Genomic DNA, 19,827 nt, shown 5'->3' with positions numbered 1-19,827 from the left:
AAAGGTCTAAACCCACGTGAGCTTGCTCATAGATGAGTTTAGACCTTTTGCCCCTAACATCATAGGTATATATTAATGAAGATGTAGTCTAACTCATGTTACAATAAGAGAAAGCTCTTTTACAGATAATATATAGAGCAAATTACCTGTAAAAGAGCTTTGATATATTGTTAAAAAATCAGTATTACATATTACTTAATAAAAACAAAGTGCCTACCGATTAATACTTCAAATACTAATGTAATATTAAGGAGGCATTTGTTTTTATGAAAAACTTGAGTTTAAAAGTAAAAGTGCTTGCGCCTATTATCATACTTGCACTTATGATAAGCCTTTGCAGTGCCATTGCACTTATTAATACTGATGCAATGATGGATGCTAGTAAAGAGATATCAGATAAACATGCACAGAGTATTATACAGGTTAATACAATGTCTAATTCTGTGCGTTCAATGTTAAGGGTTATATTTGCACATTGTATGGCAGAAGATGATGCAACTATGAAAGAACTTGTAGAAGAGAGTAATGCATTAAAAAGTAAAATTGAGACAACGATGGCAGAGTTTGAGACTAGTCTTGACGAAGGTGAAGAGACTGAGCTATATAATAGTTTTAAGAGTGATTATGAAGAATATATAAAAGCACTTGAAGAAGCACTTGAGTATAGTTCTAGTAATGAAGAAGAGAAAGCATCAGCACTTGCTAATGGAACACTTACAACTATCGGCAAGAAGATGACAAAAGAACTTGAAGAACTCGAAAGCGTAAGTGAGACAGCACTTGCTAAAGGAATTGTTATTCAGAATAAGACGTATGATCTTACAAGAGATGCAGCTATAGGATTTATTTTTGTAGGAATTATTATTCTTGTGTTAGCAATTATAATATGTATAAGAACAATCACAGGACCGATACTTGGACTTACAAAAGATTTTAGTAACATAACACAAAAGATTAGAGAAAATAATGGTGACTTAACATTAAGAGTTAATGTTGTTACAGGTGATGAGATTGGAAAACTTGGTGATGAGATTAATATATTCCTTGATGAATTCCAGTATCTTATGAAAGAGACTATCGATAAGGCTGTGAATCTTGAAGAAATATCTGAGAATGTCAAGACAAGTATCAGTAAAGCTAATGAGAATGCATGTGATATATCAGCCGTTATGGAAGAACTTTCATCAGCAATGGAAGAAGTATCATCGACAGTTATTAATGTTAATGAGAATACTTCAGTTATAGATGGCAATGTTCAGAATATAAAAGATTCTTCAGAACATTTGTGTACATATTCAGAGGATATGGAAAAACGTGCAAGAGATATGGAGGATACAGCTGTTAAGAACAAAGAGAATACAGATGCGGTTGTAGGTGAGATTATAAGACAGTTAGAGATAGCAATTAAGAATAGTAGAAACGTTGACAAAGTTAATGCTCTTACAGATGAGATTCTTAATATATCAAGCCAGACTAATCTCCTTGCACTTAATGCTTCTATAGAAGCTGCAAGAGCTGGTGAAGCAGGAAAAGGATTCGCAGTTGTAGCAGATGAGATTAGACAGCTTGCTGATTCAAGCAGGGAAGCAGCTAATAACATTCAGTCAATAACAGGAATGGTTACAGATGCTGTTAAGGAATTAATAGAGAATTCAGATAAGATGGTTGGTTATGTTAATGAAACTGTACTTGTTGATTATGCAAAATTCGTTGAAACAGGTAAACAGTATATGGACGATGCAGTCTATGTTAATGAGATTGTATCAGAATTTAGTTCAAAGTCTAATGAACTTAAGAAACTTACAGGTGATATAAGTGAAGCTATTAATGGTATATCATCAGCTATCGAAGAAAGTGCTTCTGGAGTAGCTAATGCTGCTAATAATACGACAGAACTTGTATATAGTATAGAAGAAGTTTCAAAAGAGTCAGATAATAATAATGATGTTGCTATGAGTCTTAAGAAAGAAACAGAGAGATTTAAAAAATTTTAAAAAGTTAAATAATAGGGATTAATAATTAACTCACAAGAAGCGTTATTAAAAGATGGTAATCTATTGATAACAGTTTCTTGTGAGTTTTTTGTTTGGAATTAATATAAGAATAAAATATGTAAAACTGGAAATATTACTATATAAAAAAAGGAGTTATATTGATGGATGAAGATAAGATTAATGAGATTGAAAAAATGGGGCAGGTTAAACTTGATAAAGGGAAGATTTATCTGGTTAGTATTATTGGAGAGATTGAAGGCCATGAGAATCTTGCACAGAATGTGAAGACTACGAAGTATGAGCATATACTTCCTGTCCTTGCAGCAGTTGAAGATGATGCGGATATAGATGGAGTGCTTATTATATTGCAGACTAGTGGTGGCGATGTGGATGCTGGACTTGCAATAGCTGAGATGATCGCAGGAATGAGTAAGCCGACAGTATCGCTTGTTCTTGGAGGAAGTCATTCTATTGGTGTGCCGCTTGCAGTTTCGGCTGATTATTCATATATTGTCGAGACAGGTACTATGATAATACATCCTGTAAGAATGAATGGGATGATAATTGGTGCACCACAGACATTTGAATATTTTAAGAAGATACAGGCAAGAATAACATCATTTATAGAGAAACATTCAAATGTTGAGCCGGGAATGATAGATAGAATGATGGTATCAAAGAATGAATTTACAAGGGATCTTGGGACAATATTAATAGGTAGGGAAGCTGTTGAGTGTGGACTTATAGATGAAGTAGGAACAATAAGCAGTGCAATTAATAAGATATATGAATTATGCAAAAAGAATGTATAATTGCATTTTAGGTACTTGAAAGAAGTTAACTTTAATAGTACAATTAGAGGAAGTGGGCACAAATTTAAAAGTATTATAGTGTCATAAAGGGAGGAAAAATACAAATGAATTTACTGGAATCAATATTTTTAGGCTTTATACAAGGTATTACGGAATTTCTTCCAGTAAGCAGTTCAGGACATTTAGCAATTTTTGAAAATCTATTTCATATTGATACAGATACAGGAGTACTGTTTGATGTTATGCTTCATGTTGGAACACTTGCGGCAATATTTCTTGTCTATTGGCGTGATATTAAGAAGATGTTTTTAGCAGTTATTAATATAATTATAGATATATTTAGAAATCTTTTTATATTGCTAAAGAATGTATTTCGTAATGAACATATGCCATATAAGAGGATAGTAAGTACCAGTTATAGAAAATTTGTTGTTATGATAATAATATCAACAATACCTACTGGAATAATAGGATATGTGTTGAAAGATATAGTTGAGATCGCAAAGACGGAACTTTTGATTCCTGGGCTGTGTCTAATGATAACCGGTTGTGTGTTATTACTTGCATTGTTACTGCCAAGAGGCAATAAGACTCCAAAAGATGCAACTTATTCAGGCGCATTTACAATTGGAATGATACAAGCTATAGCGACACTTCCGGGGATCTCACGTTCTGGAGCGACAATTACAGCATGTCTTGCTAATGGTTATAGTCGTAAGTTCGCTGTTAAGTATTCATTTATATTATCAATACCTTCGATAGTTGGGGCAACAATATTATCAATAGCTAAATCTGATATTGGAGTAGTGTCGGCAGGAATGCTTGGTAATTATGCAGCAGGAATGATAACATCAGCAATTGTTGGATTTGTATGTATAAAGACGATGATGGTTGTTGTAAAGAATAATAAGTATGGATTTTTTGCAATATATTGCTTCCTTTTAGGAGCAGTTTCTATTGCAGGATATTTTTTACTGTAGAATATTATATAGCAGACATTAATACATAAGAATCCTATTGATAACAAATAGTGGATGATTGTGAAAATCTGATTTTATAATTGTCTTATAATAAACAGAATATGGAGGGATTAGAATGGCAGATAAAAAGGCTTCCGGTGGTAAAAAGGATAAAAAAGATTCCAAAAAAACAGGCGGTCTGGCTGTTAATTTATATGATGAGATTATATTGTTAATGATTCTTGCAGTAGCAATATTACTTCTACTTGGTCTGCTTGGTTTTGGAGGTAAGATTGGCAAATTTGTTGCAGCTTTTATGTATGGTATGTTTGGATGTACAGCATTTATATTGCCATTTATAGCTTTTTTCGGAACAGCATTTATATTATCAAACAGAACTAATGCAAAAGCACATATTAAGATAGCTGCGTGTGCATTTTTATTGATATTATGTTGTGGATTTGCACAGCTTATTGATGGAGGGTATATAAAAGGCCTTTCGGTTATGGGATATTATACCAATTCCATGAAGAGTCATTTTGGAGGCGGACTTATTGGTGGAATATTATGTATGATGCTATGTCCGGCACTTGGAGTTATATCTACATATGTATTGTTTATAATTCTTGGAATAATTGCAGTAATAGTGATAACAGAAAAATCTTTTTTAACAGGTGTTAAGAAAGGTAGTAAGAAAGTATATGATACAGCAAAGGTTCAGGGAGAAAAGTTTGAAAATGGAAGGAAGCAAAGACAGGCTGCCCGTGAAGAGAGACTTAGAAAGATAGAAGAACAGGAAGCAACAAATCCTTCTAAGAATATTAAAAAGACAAGACGTGTTGAGAAAAAAGTCAAAGGTGTAACGAGTAATGTTCAATTAGCAAGAGACATAACAGATGAAGAAGTTCATGAGATAACAGATGAGTATACTGCTAATGCAGATGAATTCACAGGAGTTATTAATAATCCTTATAATATAACAGATGAAGTGACAATGGTACATGAAAAACCGCTTAGAATGCGTGATGACGCAGCACAGGCTGATATTATGTCCAATACTCATAAGGAAGAGCTTAAGAAGAACAGACCTAATACAAGTAGTAATAAGGAACATTTAGAATCAGCGAATGGCAGCAGAGAAAAGATAAATAATGATAATACAAGTGGAACATCTGCTGAAGATAGTATAGTAGAGATAAGTACAGAAAGTATACCAGAAAAAGAATATGAGTTTCCATCTGTTGAACTTTTATATGAAGATAAGAATAGAAAAAAAGGAAATTCAGATAAAGAACTTAAAGAGACAGCAGTCAAATTGCAACAGACTCTACGTAATTTTGGCGTTAATGTGACTGTTACTAATATAAGTTGTGGACCATCTGTTACACGATATGAACTTCAACCGGAACAGGGAGTGAAAGTAAGCAAGATAGTATCATTATCAGATGATATCAAACTTAATCTTGCTGCATCTGATATAAGAATAGAGGCTCCAATTCCAGGTAAAGCAGCAGTCGGAATAGAAGTGCCTAACAAAGAGAATAGTACAGTAACATTTAGAGAGCTTGTCGATACGGATGAATTTAGAAATGCAAAATCAAAGCTTACATTTGCTGTAGGTAAAGATATTGGTGGTAAAGTTGTGATAACTGATATTGCCAAGATGCCACATCTTCTTATTGCAGGTGCAACAGGTTCAGGTAAATCTGTATGTATCAATACTCTTATAATGAGTATACTTTACAAAGCAAAACCATCAGAAGTAAGGCTTATAATGATAGATCCAAAAGTCGTTGAACTTAGTATATATAATGGAATACCACATCTTCTCATACCGGTTGTAACAGATCCTAAAAAGGCAGCTGGTGCACTTAATTGGGCAGTTGCAGAGATGACAGACAGGTATCACAAATTTGCTGATTTGAGTGTAAGAGATATAAAAGGTTATAATGAAAAAGTCTCTAAGATGAGTGAAGAAGACAGACCTGAGATTATGCCACAGATTGTAATTATAGTAGACGAACTTGCAGACCTTATGATGGTTGCACCAGGTGATGTAGAAGATGCAATATGTCGTCTTGCACAGCTTGCGAGAGCAGCGGGAATACATCTTGTAATAGCAACACAGAGACCATCCGTTAATGTTATTACAGGACTTATCAAAGCCAATGTACCTTCCAGAATAGCTTTTTCAGTATCATCAGGTGTAGATTCAAGAACTATTATTGATATGGTAGGTGCAGAAAAACTTCTTGGAAAAGGTGATATGCTTTTTTATCCGTCTGGATATCAAAAACCAGCCAGAGTGCAAGGCTCTTATGTATCTGATGATGAAGTGGGAAAAGTTGTTGAATTCCTGAATTCACAGGGAATTACGCATACATCTTCAGAAAATATAGAGAATAAGATTAATGAAGTTACAATGAATGACAGTCAGGCATTTGGCGGCGAAAGAGATACACATTTTGCAGAAGCAGGACGCTTTATAATAGAAAAAGATAAAGCATCAATAGGAATGATACAAAGAATGTATAAAGTAGGATTTAACAGAGCATCAAGAATAATGGATCAGCTTGCTGATGCCGGAGTGGTAGGTCCTGAAGAAGGAACAAAGCCAAGAAAAGTCCTTATGACAATAGAAGAATTTGAAGAATTAATTAATCAATCTTGATAGATTTGAAATTTACTGATATTATATATCATATCAATAAATTAGCAGGAGGACAAATTATGAAAACAGATATTGAAATTGCACAGGAAGTTGTAATGGAGCCAATTACAAAAGTGGCTAAAAGAGCAGGAATTGAAGAAGAGGATCTCGAACTTTATGGAAAGTATAAAGCAAAGCTTTCTAATGAACTTTTTAATAAAGTAAAAGACAGACCAGATGGAAAACTTATTCTTGTTACAGCTATTAACCCAACACCAGCAGGAGAAGGAAAGACAACAGTAAGTATCGGACTTAGTCAGGCACTTAACAAACTTGGAGTTAACACATTTGTTGCATTAAGAGAACCATCACTTGGACCATGTTTTGGTATCAAAGGTGGAGCAGCAGGTGGTGGATATTCACAGGTAGTACCTATGGATGAGATGAATCTTCATTTTACAGGTGATTTTCATGCAATAACTTCAGCTAATAACCTTCTTGCAGCTATGCTCGATAATCATATTCAGCAGGGTAATGAACTCAATATTGATACAAGACAGATTACATGGAAGAGATGTATTGATATGAATGACAGAGTTCTGCGTAATGTTGTAGTTGGTCTTGGAAGTAAAGCAGATGGTGTTGTAAGAGAAGATCATTTTGTTATAACAGTAGCATCAGAGATTATGGCTGTTTTATGTCTTGCTAATGATATGGCAGATCTTAAGAGTCGTCTTGCAAAGATAACAGTAGCATATAACTATGCAGGTGAACCTGTAACAGCAGGTGATTTAAAAGCAACAGGTGCGATGGCAGCACTTCTTAAAGATGCAATCAAGCCTAATCTTATCCAGACACTTGAACATACTCCTGCACTTGTTCATGGAGGACCTTTTGCTAATATAGCTCATGGATGTAATAGTGTAAGAGCAACAAAGATGGCACTTAAGCTTGCAGATTATGTTGTAACAGAGGCCGGATTTGGTGCAGATCTTGGAGCAGAGAAGTTCTTCGATATTAAATGCCGTAATTCAGGATTAAGACCTGATGCAGCAGTAATCGTAGCAACAGTAAAAGCTTTAAAATATAATGGTGGTGTTCCTAAGACAGAACTTGGAACAGAGAATCTTGAAGCATTGAAAAAAGGTATTGTTAATCTTGACAAACATATAGAGAATATTAAGACGTTTGGAGTACCTATTGTTGTTACACTTAATTCATTTGTTACAGATACAGAAGCTGAATATGAATTCATCAAGAAACATTGTGAAGAATTAGGTTGTGAATTTGCACTTGCTAATGTATGGAAAGATGGCGGTGAAGGCGGAATTGAACTTGCTAAAAAAGTTATTGATACAGTTAATAACAAAAAGAGTGATTTCAAATTCTTATATGAGAATGAGATGCCATTAAAAGACAAGATTGAGACTATTGCAAAGAATATATATGGTGCTGATGGAGTTACATATGCACCTGCAGCCAAGAAGATGCTTGCAAAGATTGAAGAGATGGGATATGGCAATCTGCCAATATGTATGGCAAAGAATCAATACTCACTTTCAGATGATGCAACTAAACTTGGAAGACCAACAGGATTTACAATTAATATTCGTGAAGTATATGTAAATACAGGAGCAGGATTTGTTGTAGCACTTACAGGAAATGTAATGACAATGCCTGGTTTATCTAAGACACCGGCTGCATTTAATATTGATGTAGATGATGATGGTAATATAACAGGATTATTTTAAATATTATATGCCCGGTCAGAGGATAAACTTTACCGGGCTTTTAGTAAGAAGGAGTAAAAATGTTTATTGAAGAAATTTTGGAAGCCACAGGAGGCAGACTTTTATGTGGCGATATAAAAACAGAAGTTCTCACAACATCGACCAACTCAAGAGAAATAGGCGAAAAATGTCTATTTGTGCCGGTTATAGGCGAAAATGTTGATGCACACAAATTCATAGACAGTGCATTTGCTAATGGAGCAGTTGCTTCATTCACTTCAGAACATGATACAGCAAAAGGTAATAATTGCCTGATACGTGTAGATGATACAATAAAGGCACTTCAGGATATGGGAGCATATTATGGAAGAAAGCTTAATATCCCAACAGTTGGGATTACAGGAAGTGTAGGAAAGACAACAACTAAAGAGATGGTTGCATGTGCACTTAGTGCAAAATATAATGTATTTAAAACATCAGGTAACCATAATAGCCAGATAGGTGTGCCGGTAACACTTCTTGAGATGAGAGAATCTGATGAATATGCTGTAATTGAGATGGGAATGAGCATGAAAGGTGAGATGAAAAGACTTGCCGAGCTTGTAGAACTTGATATGGCAGTTATGACTAATATAGGAGTTTCACATATTGAACAACTTGGAACAAGACAGGGAATATGCGATGAGAAGATGAATATCTGTAATGCACTTAAAGAAAATGGAAAACTGTTTTTAAATGGTGATGATGATATTTTATCAAAATATGACAATAAAAATGCAATATTCTATGGAATGTCAGAGAAGTGTGAATTCAGAGGAAAAAATGTAAAAGTTCATGAAGATGGCATAGATTTTGTGCTTATACATGATGGCAAAGAATATAATGTAAAACTTAATGTATTAGGTAAGCATAATGTTCTTAATGCCCTTGTTGCAATAGCAGTTGCTTATAACGCAGGAATAGAGATAGAAGATGCTATAAAAGCACTTGCAATGTATGGTGGAGTCAAGATGCGTCAGCAGATTATAAAAACTGATACAGCGGTAATAATTGATGATTCATATAATGCGAGTCCGGATTCGATGAGAGCAGGATTATCAGTACTATGTGATTATAATTCTACAGGAAGAAAAGTAGCAGTCCTTGCAGATATGCTTGAACTTGGCGAGAATTCAAAATCGTATCATTATGAAGTTGGCGAATATATAGTGAATAATCATATAGATGAACTTATTACTTTTGGTGAAGATTCAAAAGAAATAAAAAGAGCAGTAGAAGAACATACAGATATAGTAACAAAACACTTTGATAAGAGAGAAGATATAATAAAATATCTTGAAAATACACTAGAAAAAGATGATGTAGTCCTTTTAAAAGGATCAAGAGGAATGAAACTCAATGAAGTTGCTGATGCACTTGAAAAGACATTTAAGCCAGAAGATGTCTCTAAGAATACCCTGTATAATAACGATGATAGTGATAAATTGGGGAAAAGGTAATTAACAGGTGCTTAGAATAAAAGATATAGCGGAGATTGCAGGAGTAAGTCCTACAACTGTATCTAACGTAATTCATGGAAATACTAAAAAAGTATCGAAAGATACAATTGAAAAAATAAACAGGGTGATTAAAGAGAACAATTTTGTTCCAAATTCCGTTAGTGGAAAGTATGCATCAGAAAATGGCACAAGAATAATAGGTGTTATAATGAATAGCACCAGAGATGGTAATAAAGAGATGTTATCTGACCCTTTTGCATGTGAGATAATAGGCAGTATTGAGTCAGAGATATTTAAGGCAGGTTATTATATGCTTTTTCACATGTCAGAAGATACAGGGGAGAGTATTGAACTGGCATGTAAATGGCAAGTGGATGGATTAATTACAATAGGTCTTCCACCAGAGGATAATATTATTATAAAAAACAAAATTATGATACCAATGGTTTCGGTCGATACTTATTATAGTGGGACAGAGAGAGTTGCGAATGTTGGAGTTGATGACTATAGTGGCGGATATCAGATGACAAAATATCTTATGTCAATGGGCCATAAGTCAATTATGTTTGTAACAGACAGTACATCAGGCTATAGTATGGACAGGATAGAAGGCTTTAAACAGGCTCTTAAGGAAGAAAAAATTGACAGTTCAGATAAGGTACTTATTGTTAGTAGAGATAGCAAAGAGAGAATGAAGACATATGATAAAGAGATGAATAACATTCTTGCAAATACAGCAATTTTCTTTTCGGCAGATATATATGCATTCGAGGCAATAAGGTATTTTAAGGATTTGGGACTAAGAGTACCAGAAGACATCTCAGTTGCAGGATTTGATGATAATTATCTTGCAAAGATGTCAAGACCAAGAATAACTACAGTTTGTCAAGACATTAGAAAAAAAGGCAGTTTTGCAGTTAATATGTTAGACACTCTTATAAGAGGAGAAACATTACGATTTGACAATCTGCGACTTCCGGTTGAGATAGTAAAAAGAGAATCAGTTAGAGAAATATTATGAAAATGAGTGTGTATTATTGAAAAAGAAAAAAATGAATTTAAATGAGATGCAAAGAGGCATACAGGATACCTGGTTTGATTTGCAGACGAACATTTAGGAGGAAACGTAATGGATATTTTTGGCGTATTAACTATGATAGGTGGTCTTGCACTTTTTCTATACGGTATGAACATAATGGGAGATGGACTTGGTAAAGTATCTGGAGGTAGATTAGAGAAGATACTTGAGACACTTACATCTAACCCTATAAAAGCAGTTTTACTTGGTGCAGGAGTTACAGCAGTAATTCAGTCATCATCTGCAACAACAGTAATGGTAGTTGGTTTTGTTAATTCAGGAATTATGAAACTATCACAGGCAATAGGAATTATAATGGGAGCCAATGTTGGTACAACAATAACTTCATGGCTTTTAAGTCTTTCAGGTATAGAAAGTGGAAACATATTTGTTAATATGTTAAAACCGTCATCATTTTCGCCTATACTCGCGCTGGTTGGCATAATATTTATACTGTTTACAAAGAGTGAGAAGAAACATGATATAGGTAATATACTTCTTGGATTTACGATACTTATGTTTGGTATGGATACAATGAGCAATGCAGTAAAGCCACTTGCAGATGTTCCAGAGTTCACTAACATACTTATCAGATTTTCCAATCCGGTACTTGGTCTTATAGCAGGTGCAATTTTAACAGCAGTAATTCAAAGTTCATCAGCATCTGTAGGTATATTACAGGCACTTTGCAAGACAGGTGCAGTAACATTTGGAACAGCAATACCTATTATTATGGGACAGAATATCGGAACATGTATAACAGCAATTATATCAGGTATTGGAGCTAATAAGAATGCAAAAAGAGCTGCTATAGTTCATTTATATTTCAATATTATAGGAACTACATTATTCATGGTAGTGTTCTATCTGCTTAATGCAGTATTGAATTTCAGTTTTCTTGATGATTCAGCTAATGCATTTAATATAGCTGTAATACATAGTATATTCAATGTATCAGCTACATTTGTACTTCTGCCATTTACAAAACTTCTTGAGAAGCTTGCAACACTTACAATCAGAGATGATGAAGAAAAAGAAGTACAGAATAATGAATTCGGACTTCTTGATGTCAGATTCTTAGATACACCATCACTTGCGGTGGAACATTGTTCAGATCTTACAGAAAAGATGGCAGACATAACAAAAGAATGTGTATATAGAGCAATTGATTTAATTGATAATTATAGTAATGATGAAGCTACAGCAATCGAAGATCTTGAAGAGAGAATTGATAAATATGAAGATGAGATTGGTTCATATCTTGTATTGCTTAGTAAGAAGAGCATAACAGATAAAGATAGTAATACATTATCACTTTTGCTTCATGAGATTGGTGATTTTGAGAGAATGTCAGATCATGCAGTTAATATAGTGCAGGCAGCAAGAGAGATGAATTCAAAGAAACTTGAATTCTCCAAAAAAGCAACAAAAGAACTTGCAGTATTCTCAAGAGCAGTAAAAGATATTGTTGATCTTTCAGTTAATGTATTTAAGACAAGAGATGAAAATATGGCTTTGTCAGTAGAACCATTAGAGGAAGTTATCGATTATCTTAATAAAGAAGTAAAAGCAAGACATATTAAGAGACTTAGTAAAGGTAAGTGTACAATAGATATGGGATTCATTCTGTCAGATATAATTACTAATTATGAGAGAATAGCAGATCATTGTTCTAACATAGCAGTAGGTCTTATAGAGATTAATCATGACGGTTATGATGTACATGAATATCTTAATACATTAAAAGCTGATGGTAATGATGAGTTTAGAGAAAAGTACCTTGCTTGTAAAGAAAAATATCAATTATAAATGTATTAAAGAAATATAATAAAAAGGAGAATAATTATGCCACTGATTTATATTGTTGAAGATGATACCAATATTAGGGAGATAGAATCTTTTGCATTAAAAAACAGTGGCTATAATATTGTAGATTTTGAAAGTGCGCTTGAATTCAATAAAGCATTGCAAAATAAGATTCCGGATCTTATTTTGCTTGATATCATGCTTCCAGATGAAGATGGACTTATGATACTCAAAAGGCTTAGAAGTACACCTGAGACAAAGAAAATCCCAATTATTATGGTCACTGCCAAGACAACAGAAATAGATAAAGTAAAAGGACTTGATAGTGGAGCTGATGATTATATTACGAAGCCATTTGGAATAATGGAGCTTATATCAAGAGTAAAAGCACTTCTAAGAAGAAGTGGAGATTATGAAGAAAAAGTTATATCGGTTGGTGATATTATCATTGATGATAGCAAACATACAGTTACAGTTGATGGCGAACTATGTGAACTTACATACAAAGAATATGAACTCTTAAAACTTCTTATGAACAATATGGGAATAGTTCTTAAAAGAGAGGTTATTATGGAGAGAATATGGGGAATTGATTTTGAAGGAGAATCAAGAACTCTTGATATGCATATAAAAACTCTTCGCAAGAAGTTAGGTAGTGGTGGACAGTTTATAAAGACAGTTCGTAATGTAGGATATGTAATAAATGGTGATTAGAATATGAAGAAGAGAATTAATACAAGATTCATGTTAGTAGCTTCAGTAGCTATTATACTTACGATGTGCTTTGCGACATATATATTCTATGATACATATAAGATAGAAGTTATAGAAGAGATGAAAGCATTTGCACATATACTTAAAGATACGCAGGCATTTGAAGATAGTAATATAGAATATCAAAAAGGCAGTTTTGACGACAGCGATATACGAGTTACAGTTGTAGATAGTGAAGGTAATGTAATATATGATAGTCAGGTATTGTCGAAACAGCTTGATAACCATATGAGAAGACCAGAGATACAAAAAGCAGTAAAAAATGGTGAGAGTTATGAGATAAGAGAATCAAAGACACTTTCAAAGAATACATTTTATTATGCGATTCTTCTTGATAATGGAAGTATTCTAAGAATATCTAAAGATGTTGGAAGTCTTATCAATATAATTGGAAATATGATTCCATACATGATACTTGTTGCAGTCATATTAATATCAGTATGTTTTGCAGTATCACATTTTCTTACTAAGAGTATTCTTGAACCAATCAATAAGATGGCAGATAATATTAATGAGATTGATAATGTTGATGGATATAAAGAGCTTGCACCATTTATGACAACAATAAAAAGACAACATGCTGATATTATAAAGAATGCAATGATGCGACAGGAATTTACAGCCAATGTATCACATGAACTAAAAACTCCACTTACATCTATATCAGGTTATTCAGAACTTATATCAAGTGGAATGGCAGAAGATGAAGATGTTAAGAGATTTGCTATTGAGATTCATAATAGTGCAAAGAGATTGCTTACACTTATTAATGATATAATAAAATTATCCGAACTTGATTACATGGAGAGCGACATATATTTTGAAAAAGTGAATCTACATGAAGCAGCTAAAAAATGTGTAAACTCACTCAAAGTCAATGCTGATAAACATAATGTATCAATAGAATATGATGGCGAAGATGCGATTATAGATGCTAATAGTGATATGATAGATGAGCTTATATATAATCTTTGCGATAATGCGATAAGATATAATAAGCCTGAAGGAAAAGTATTCATTAGTGTAAAAAAAGATAAAGACAGTGTTATATTACGAGTGCAGGATACTGGAATTGGAATAGCTAAAGAGCATCAGGTTAGAGTTTTTGAGAGATTTTACAGAGTAGACAAGAGCCGTTCAAAATCAACAGGTGGAACAGGACTTGGACTTGCAATAGTAAAGCATATAGTAGCTAACCTTAGAGCTAATCTTATTCTTGAGAGCGAAGAAGGAGTAGGAACAACAATAACTATAAAATTCAAGGTTGAGTAATAAAGCAATTTGTGATATTCTTTCTATATAAATGTAAAAAACAGGAAAGGAAAGCTATATAGATGTATACACTGTGTATATGCTTTTAGTGAGAGGTGCAAGATAATGTTACTTAAACAGCTTATAAAAAGATTAAACTGCACAATTGTAAATGGAAATGATGAGATTGAGATAACAGATGTAATTTATGATTCAAGAAAGGTCATAAAAGACTCTGTTTTTATTTGTGTTACGGGAACAGTTGCCGATGGGCATGATTATGCAATAGCAGCCGTTGAAAAAGGTGCAACAGCACTTGTTGTTGAAAGAGAAATAGAACTTCCAGAAGAATATAGAGATAAAGTTACTATTGTAAAAACTGAAGATGCAAGATATGCACTTGCAATTATGTCAGCAGAATATTTTGGCAATCCGGCAGAAGAATTATATACAATAGGAATAACAGGAACTAAAGGTAAGACAACAACAACATATATGGTAAAAGGAATCCTTGAAGAATGTGGATACAAGACAGGACTTATTGGAACTATTGAGACAATAATAGGTGATAAGAGGATACCGGCAAGCAATACAACGCCAGAGTCATATATTGTTCAAAAATCATTCAGAGAGATGGTAGATGCAGGCATAAAAGCTGTTGTAATGGAAGTATCATCACAAGGACTTATGATGCACAGATGTGCAGGATTTACTTATGATATAGGTGTATTTACTAACCTTGAGCCAGATCATATCGGACCTGGTGAGCATGCAAGTCTTGAAGAATATATTGCATGTAAGGGCTTATTGTTCAAACAGTGTAAAGTAGGTATTGTCAACTGTGATGATGAACACATGAAGAAAGTAATAGAAGGTCATACATGTAAGATTGAGACATATGGACTGTCAGACAAAGCAGATACAAGAGCTACTGATATTGAACTTATAACAACACCTGGAAGCCTTGGAACTAAGTATAGAGTAAGCGGTCTTACTAATATGAATGTAACTCTTAATCTTCCGGGAATGTTTAGTGTATATAATTCATTATGTGCAATAGCAATATCAAGACATTTTGATAATATATCACTTGAAAAACTTGAAGATGCATTACTTAATGTAAAAGTAAAAGGCAGAATTGAAGTAGTTCCTGTATCAGATAAATTTACACTTATGATAGACTATGCACACAATGCAATGGCACTTGAGAGTATACTAAAGACACTTAAAGAGTATAACCCTAAGAGACTTGTATGTCTGTTTGGATGTGGAGGAAACCGTTCCAAATTAAGACGTTTCGAGATGGGAGAAGTGTCAGGTAATCTTGCAGATCTTACAATTATAACATCAGATAATCCAAGATTTGAAGAACCAAAAGATATTATTAATGATATCATAACAGGTATAAGCAAGACTGATGGAAAGCATATAGATATTGAAGATAGAAGAGAAGCTATCAAATATGCGATTACACATGGAGAAGAAGGTGATATCATAGTTCTTGCAGGTAAAGGACATGAGGATTATCAGGAGATAAAAGGTAAGAAGTATCCGATGGATGAGAGAGTTATAATAGCAGATATTTTAAAAGAAATAGGATGGTAGAATGTACGCAAATATAATTATTGATATTTCCTACGAAAAATTAGACAGACCTTTTCAATATATTATTCCAGATGAGATGTTAGCTGATGTTGCACCGGGAGTGCAGGTATTTATACCATTTGGTCAGGGAAACAGGCTGATAAAAGGATATGTCATAGAAGTTACAGATAAAGCAGAATATGATGTGACAAGGCTTAAGAGTATTAATAGCATAGTTACAGATAGTATTCAGGTTGAATCAAGACTTATAAAGATTGCCGCATGGATGAGAGATAATTATGGCGGAACTATGAATCAGGCGATAAAGACAGTTATACCGGTAAAGAGTGAGATAAGGCACAAAGAAGACAGATATTTAAGACTGATTATAGAGCCTGAAGAACAAAATAGACTTTTAGAATATTTTAAACAGAAGAATATGACAGCAAGATACAGACTCCTTAGAACACTCATTGATAATGATGGCAGTATAGAAGCAAAATTATCAAAAGCGGCTAATGAAGTCATACGTTATTTTGAACAACAAAATATAATAAAAGTAGAAAAAGAACGTATAATGCGTAATCCTATTAAGCTAAGTGATATAGACAATGAACGTAAGGAACTTAATAAGACACAGAGATATATCGCAGAGAGTATAGAAAGAGATTATGATAATGGAATAAGAGAGACATATCTTATTCATGGAGTTACCGGAAGTGGCAAGACTGAAGTCTATATGGAACTTATAGAACATGTTATTGCTAAAGGCAGAGAAGTTATAATGCTTATACCAGAGATATCGCTGACATACCAGACTGTTATGAGATTTTATAAGAGATTTGGAGATAACGTGTCAATAATTAATTCAAGACTCTCAAAAGGTGAAAAATATGATCAGTTCTGCAGAGCATCATCAGGAGAGATAAAGATAATGATAGGTCCACGTTCGGCATTATTCACACCATTTAATAATCTTGGACTTATTGTAATAGACGAAGAACATGAAGGATCATATAAGAGTGAGAATTCACCAAAGTATCATGCCAGAGAAACAGCGATCAAGATAGCACAGTTAAGTAATGCAAGTGTTATTCTAGGTTCAGCAACACCATCAGTTACATCATATTATAATGCACTTAATGGCAGATATAGACTCTTCAGACTTAATGAGCGTGCAATGAATGCAATTATGCCAAAAGTTGATATAGTAGATCTTAGAGAAGAATTAAAACAAGGTAATAAATCGGTTTTTAGCAGAAGATTGCAAGATCTTATGCGTGACAGAATAGAAAAAAAGGAACAGATAATGCTATTTCTTAACAGGCGTGGATATGCAGGATTTGTATCATGTCGTTCATGTGGAGAGGCAATGAAGTGTCCACATTGTGATATTACACTTACATATCATAATGAAGGAAAACTTGTATGTCATTATTGCGGATATGAGACACCTATGCCGAAGTTGTGTCCAAAATGTGGTTCAAAATATATTGCAACATTTGGTACAGGAACACAAAAGATAGAAGATATGGTTAAGAAGATGTTTCCTTATAGCAGAGTCGTTAGAATGGATGCAGATACAACAAAACATAAGAATGAACATGAGAAGATTCTCTCAGCTTATGCAAGAGGAGAAGCAGATATTCTTGTTGGTACTCAGATGATTGTAAAAGGACATGACTTTCCTAATGTTACCCTTGTTGGTATTCTTGCAGCAGATCTGTCATTGTATTCACAGGATTATGTTGCAGGTGAGAGAACATTTGACTTATTAACGCAGGCGGCAGGAAGGGCAGGCAGAGGTAATAAACCGGGAGAAGTTGTAATTCAGACATATTCACCGGATAATTATAGTATAATTGCAGCAGCAGGTAATGATTATGAGAGTTTTTATAATAGTGAGATAATGTACAGACAGCTTCTTGAGTATCCACCAGTAGCCAATATGCTTGCAATTCTTGTATTTTCTACAGAGGAAGATATAGCAGAACATAGTGCAGACAAGATAAGAGAATGTATAGGTAACGTTGCAGATGACACAGAGAAGATAATCGGACCATCGAAAGCGTCACTTTACAAGGCAAATGATTATTACAGATATATGATATATATAAAATGTAAAGATTATGAAAAACTTGTGAAAATAAAAAATATGGTTGAATTATATATGAATGATAATGTAAACTATTTCAAGAAGACAGGCATACAGTTTGACTTCAATCCAATTAATTAAAGGCGTAATAAAAATATAGAGTAAGGAGAAAAAATATGGCAATTAGAAATATTAGAATATTAGGTGATGAGGTATTAAGAAAAAAATCAAAAGAAGTAAAAGAAAACAATGAAAAACTTCAGATACTTATTGATGATATGTTTGATACAATGTATGAAGCTAACGGAGTTGGACTTGCAGCACCACAGGTCGGTATATTAAAGAGACTTGTAGTAATTGATGTAGATGGAACACCATATACACTTATTAATCCCGTGATTGTTGAATCAGATGGAACACAGACAGGTGATGAAGGATGCTTAAGTGTACCTAACAAATCAGGTATAGTAACAAGACCTAATCATGTTATATGTAAAGCACTTGACAGAGATTTTAATGAGATTACAGTTGAAGGAACAGAACTTCTTGCAAGATGTATCTGCCATGAACTTGATCATCTTGATGGAGTTGTATATGTAGATAAAGTAGAAGGTGACTTAGTAGAAGTATCATATGAGGAGGAATAGACTGAATGAAAGCAGTATTTATGGGAACTCCTGATTTTTCAGTAGGTACACTTAATGCAATGTACGAAGCAGGACATGAGATAGCAGCAGTTTTTACACAGCCTGACAAACAAAAAGGAAGAGGAAAAAGTGTTCTTATGACTCCGGTAAAAGAAAAAGCATTAGAGCTTGGTATACCGGTATATCAGCCTGTAAAACTGAGAGAACAGGAAAATTATGAATTGTTAAAAAGTATTAATCCTGATGTTATAGTTGTAGTTGCTTATGGACAGCTTATATCAAAAGAAATATTAGATCTTCCACGTTACGGATGCATCAATGTTCATGCATCGCTTCTCCCTAAGTATAGAGGAGCAGCACCGATACAGTGGGCTGTAATAGATGGAGAGCATGAGAGTGGCGTTACAACAATGAAGATGGATGAGAAGCTCGATACCGGAGATATGATAATGAAGACCGTTGTTGAACTAGACAGCAATGAAACAGGTGGTTCACTTCATGATAAACTTGCAGATGAAGGTGCAAAGCTTTTAGTTAAGACTCTAAAAGCTATAGAAGATGGAACAGCAATATATACTAAGCAGGATGATTCACAGATGACATATGCAAAGAAACTTACCAAAGAACTTGGTCATATTGATTTTTCAATGGATGCAAAGCAGATAGAACGCCTTATAAGAGGACTTAATCCATGGCCAAGTGCATATACATCTTTTGAAGGAAAGACTTTAAAGATATGGGCAGCTAAAGTATCAGATGAACAATATGATGCTTTAGATGGCACAATAGTTGAAGTATCTAAGAATGATTTTACAGTAAAGACAGCACAGGGAAGCCTTATCATTAAGGAAGTTCAGCTTGAAGGTAAAAAGAGAATGGATGCAGGATCATTTCTTAGAGGAACTAAAGTAGAGACAGGCACTATATTAAGATAGCGAGGAGTGTTTA

The 19,827-nt window shown here is 33.9% G+C and carries 14 protein-coding genes; all 14 read left to right on the top strand.

All coding sequences use genetic code 11. The features are described from left to right. Positions 1 to 266 precede the first annotated feature (266 nt). The 14 genes from KQI85_RS04355 to fmt all read left to right on the top strand — a co-directional run bounded on the left by KQI85_RS04355 (position 267) and on the right by fmt (position 19,814). Positions 267 to 1,994 carry a methyl-accepting chemotaxis protein gene (locus KQI85_RS04355; RefSeq protein WP_216574871.1) on the top strand — a complete coding sequence of 576 codons (1,728 nt, stop codon included), beginning with the start codon at positions 267 to 269 and terminating at the stop codon, positions 1,992 to 1,994. 161 nt (positions 1,995 to 2,155) lie between these two features. Beyond that, positions 2,156 to 2,806 (top strand): ClpP family protease, encoded by a 651-nt coding sequence (locus tag KQI85_RS04350; protein ID WP_216574870.1) that lies wholly within the window; start codon positions 2,156 to 2,158, stop codon positions 2,804 to 2,806. 104 nt (positions 2,807 to 2,910) lie between these two features. Further along, on the top strand, positions 2,911 to 3,786 hold the full coding sequence (locus tag KQI85_RS04345) for an undecaprenyl-diphosphate phosphatase (protein ID WP_216574869.1): 876 nt from the start codon (positions 2,911 to 2,913) through the stop codon (positions 3,784 to 3,786). A 115-nt stretch (positions 3,787 to 3,901) separates the two neighbouring features. After that, positions 3,902 to 6,436 carry a DNA translocase FtsK gene (locus KQI85_RS04340; protein WP_216574868.1) on the top strand — a complete coding sequence of 845 codons (2,535 nt, stop codon included), beginning with the start codon at positions 3,902 to 3,904 and terminating at the stop codon, positions 6,434 to 6,436. Between the two features lie 59 nt (positions 6,437 to 6,495). Beyond that, positions 6,496 to 8,166, top strand: a complete 1,671-nt coding sequence (locus KQI85_RS04335; RefSeq protein WP_216574867.1) for a formate--tetrahydrofolate ligase — start codon at positions 6,496 to 6,498, stop codon at positions 8,164 to 8,166. 59 nt (positions 8,167 to 8,225) lie between these two features. Then, a complete protein-coding gene (gene murF / locus KQI85_RS04330) occupies positions 8,226 to 9,644 on the top strand; it encodes a UDP-N-acetylmuramoyl-tripeptide--D-alanyl-D-alanine ligase (RefSeq protein WP_216574866.1) in 1,419 nt (472 codons plus the stop codon). Positions 9,645 to 9,651: 7 nt separating this feature from the next. Beyond that, positions 9,652 to 10,665, top strand: a complete 1,014-nt coding sequence (locus KQI85_RS04325; protein WP_216574865.1) for a LacI family DNA-binding transcriptional regulator — start codon at positions 9,652 to 9,654, stop codon at positions 10,663 to 10,665. A 108-nt stretch (positions 10,666 to 10,773) separates the two neighbouring features. Beyond that, entirely contained in the window at positions 10,774 to 12,531 is a 1,758-nt protein-coding gene (locus KQI85_RS04320) for a Na/Pi cotransporter family protein (protein WP_216574864.1), read from the top strand. A gap of 36 nt (positions 12,532 to 12,567) precedes the next feature. Continuing rightward, complete coding sequence (locus KQI85_RS04315; RefSeq protein WP_216574863.1) at positions 12,568 to 13,242, top strand: response regulator transcription factor; 675 nt, start codon at positions 12,568 to 12,570, stop codon at positions 13,240 to 13,242. Positions 13,243 to 13,245: 3 nt separating this feature from the next. Further along, complete coding sequence (locus KQI85_RS04310) at positions 13,246 to 14,574, top strand: ATP-binding protein (protein ID WP_216574862.1); 1,329 nt, start codon at positions 13,246 to 13,248, stop codon at positions 14,572 to 14,574. A 105-nt stretch (positions 14,575 to 14,679) separates the two neighbouring features. Further along, the gene (locus KQI85_RS04305; RefSeq protein WP_216574861.1) at positions 14,680 to 16,158 is read left to right on the top strand and encodes a UDP-N-acetylmuramoyl-L-alanyl-D-glutamate--2,6-diaminopimelate ligase; all 1,479 of its coding nucleotides are present in this window, start codon (positions 14,680 to 14,682) and stop codon (positions 16,156 to 16,158) included. A 1-nt stretch (position 16,159) separates the two neighbouring features. Beyond that, positions 16,160 to 18,373 (top strand): primosomal protein N', encoded by a 2,214-nt coding sequence (gene priA, locus KQI85_RS04300; RefSeq protein ID WP_216574860.1) that lies wholly within the window; start codon positions 16,160 to 16,162, stop codon positions 18,371 to 18,373. Between the two features lie 35 nt (positions 18,374 to 18,408). After that, complete coding sequence (gene def, locus KQI85_RS04295) at positions 18,409 to 18,879, top strand: peptide deformylase (RefSeq protein ID WP_216574859.1); 471 nt, start codon at positions 18,409 to 18,411, stop codon at positions 18,877 to 18,879. A gap of 5 nt (positions 18,880 to 18,884) precedes the next feature. After that, entirely contained in the window at positions 18,885 to 19,814 is a 930-nt protein-coding gene (fmt, locus tag KQI85_RS04290) for a methionyl-tRNA formyltransferase (protein WP_216574858.1), read from the top strand. Positions 19,815 to 19,827 lie beyond the last annotated feature (13 nt).

It is taken from the genome of Falcatimonas sp. MSJ-15 (genome assembly GCF_018918265.1).
In the GTDB taxonomy this organism is placed as follows: Bacteria; Bacillota; Clostridia; order Lachnospirales; family Lachnospiraceae; genus Falcatimonas.
Note: the sequence above shows the minus strand (reverse complement) of the source record. Positions and strands in the feature narration are given on the sequence as shown.

What these genes read in the sequence shown, in the direction of transcription:
- KQI85_RS04350 (WP_216574870.1), top strand. Translation starts at nt 2,156, where the DNA reads ATGGATGAAGATAAGATTAATGAGATTGAAAAAATGGGGCAGGTTAAA.
- KQI85_RS04315 (WP_216574863.1), top strand. Translation starts at nt 12,568, where the DNA reads ATGCCACTGATTTATATTGTTGAAGATGATACCAATATTAGGGAGATA.
- KQI85_RS04335 (WP_216574867.1), top strand. Translation starts at nt 6,496, where the DNA reads ATGAAAACAGATATTGAAATTGCACAGGAAGTTGTAATGGAGCCAATT.
- KQI85_RS04320 (WP_216574864.1), top strand. Translation starts at nt 10,774, where the DNA reads ATGGATATTTTTGGCGTATTAACTATGATAGGTGGTCTTGCACTTTTT.
- fmt (WP_216574858.1), top strand. Translation starts at nt 18,885, where the DNA reads ATGAAAGCAGTATTTATGGGAACTCCTGATTTTTCAGTAGGTACACTT.
- KQI85_RS04355 (WP_216574871.1), top strand. Translation starts at nt 267, where the DNA reads ATGAAAAACTTGAGTTTAAAAGTAAAAGTGCTTGCGCCTATTATCATA.
- def (WP_216574859.1), top strand. Translation starts at nt 18,409, where the DNA reads ATGGCAATTAGAAATATTAGAATATTAGGTGATGAGGTATTAAGAAAA.
- priA (WP_216574860.1), top strand. Translation starts at nt 16,160, where the DNA reads ATGTACGCAAATATAATTATTGATATTTCCTACGAAAAATTAGACAGA.
- KQI85_RS04305 (WP_216574861.1), top strand. Translation starts at nt 14,680, where the DNA reads ATGTTACTTAAACAGCTTATAAAAAGATTAAACTGCACAATTGTAAAT.
- KQI85_RS04340 (WP_216574868.1), top strand. Translation starts at nt 3,902, where the DNA reads ATGGCAGATAAAAAGGCTTCCGGTGGTAAAAAGGATAAAAAAGATTCC.
- KQI85_RS04345 (WP_216574869.1), top strand. Translation starts at nt 2,911, where the DNA reads ATGAATTTACTGGAATCAATATTTTTAGGCTTTATACAAGGTATTACG.
- KQI85_RS04310 (WP_216574862.1), top strand. Translation starts at nt 13,246, where the DNA reads ATGAAGAAGAGAATTAATACAAGATTCATGTTAGTAGCTTCAGTAGCT.
- murF (WP_216574866.1), top strand. Translation starts at nt 8,226, where the DNA reads ATGTTTATTGAAGAAATTTTGGAAGCCACAGGAGGCAGACTTTTATGT.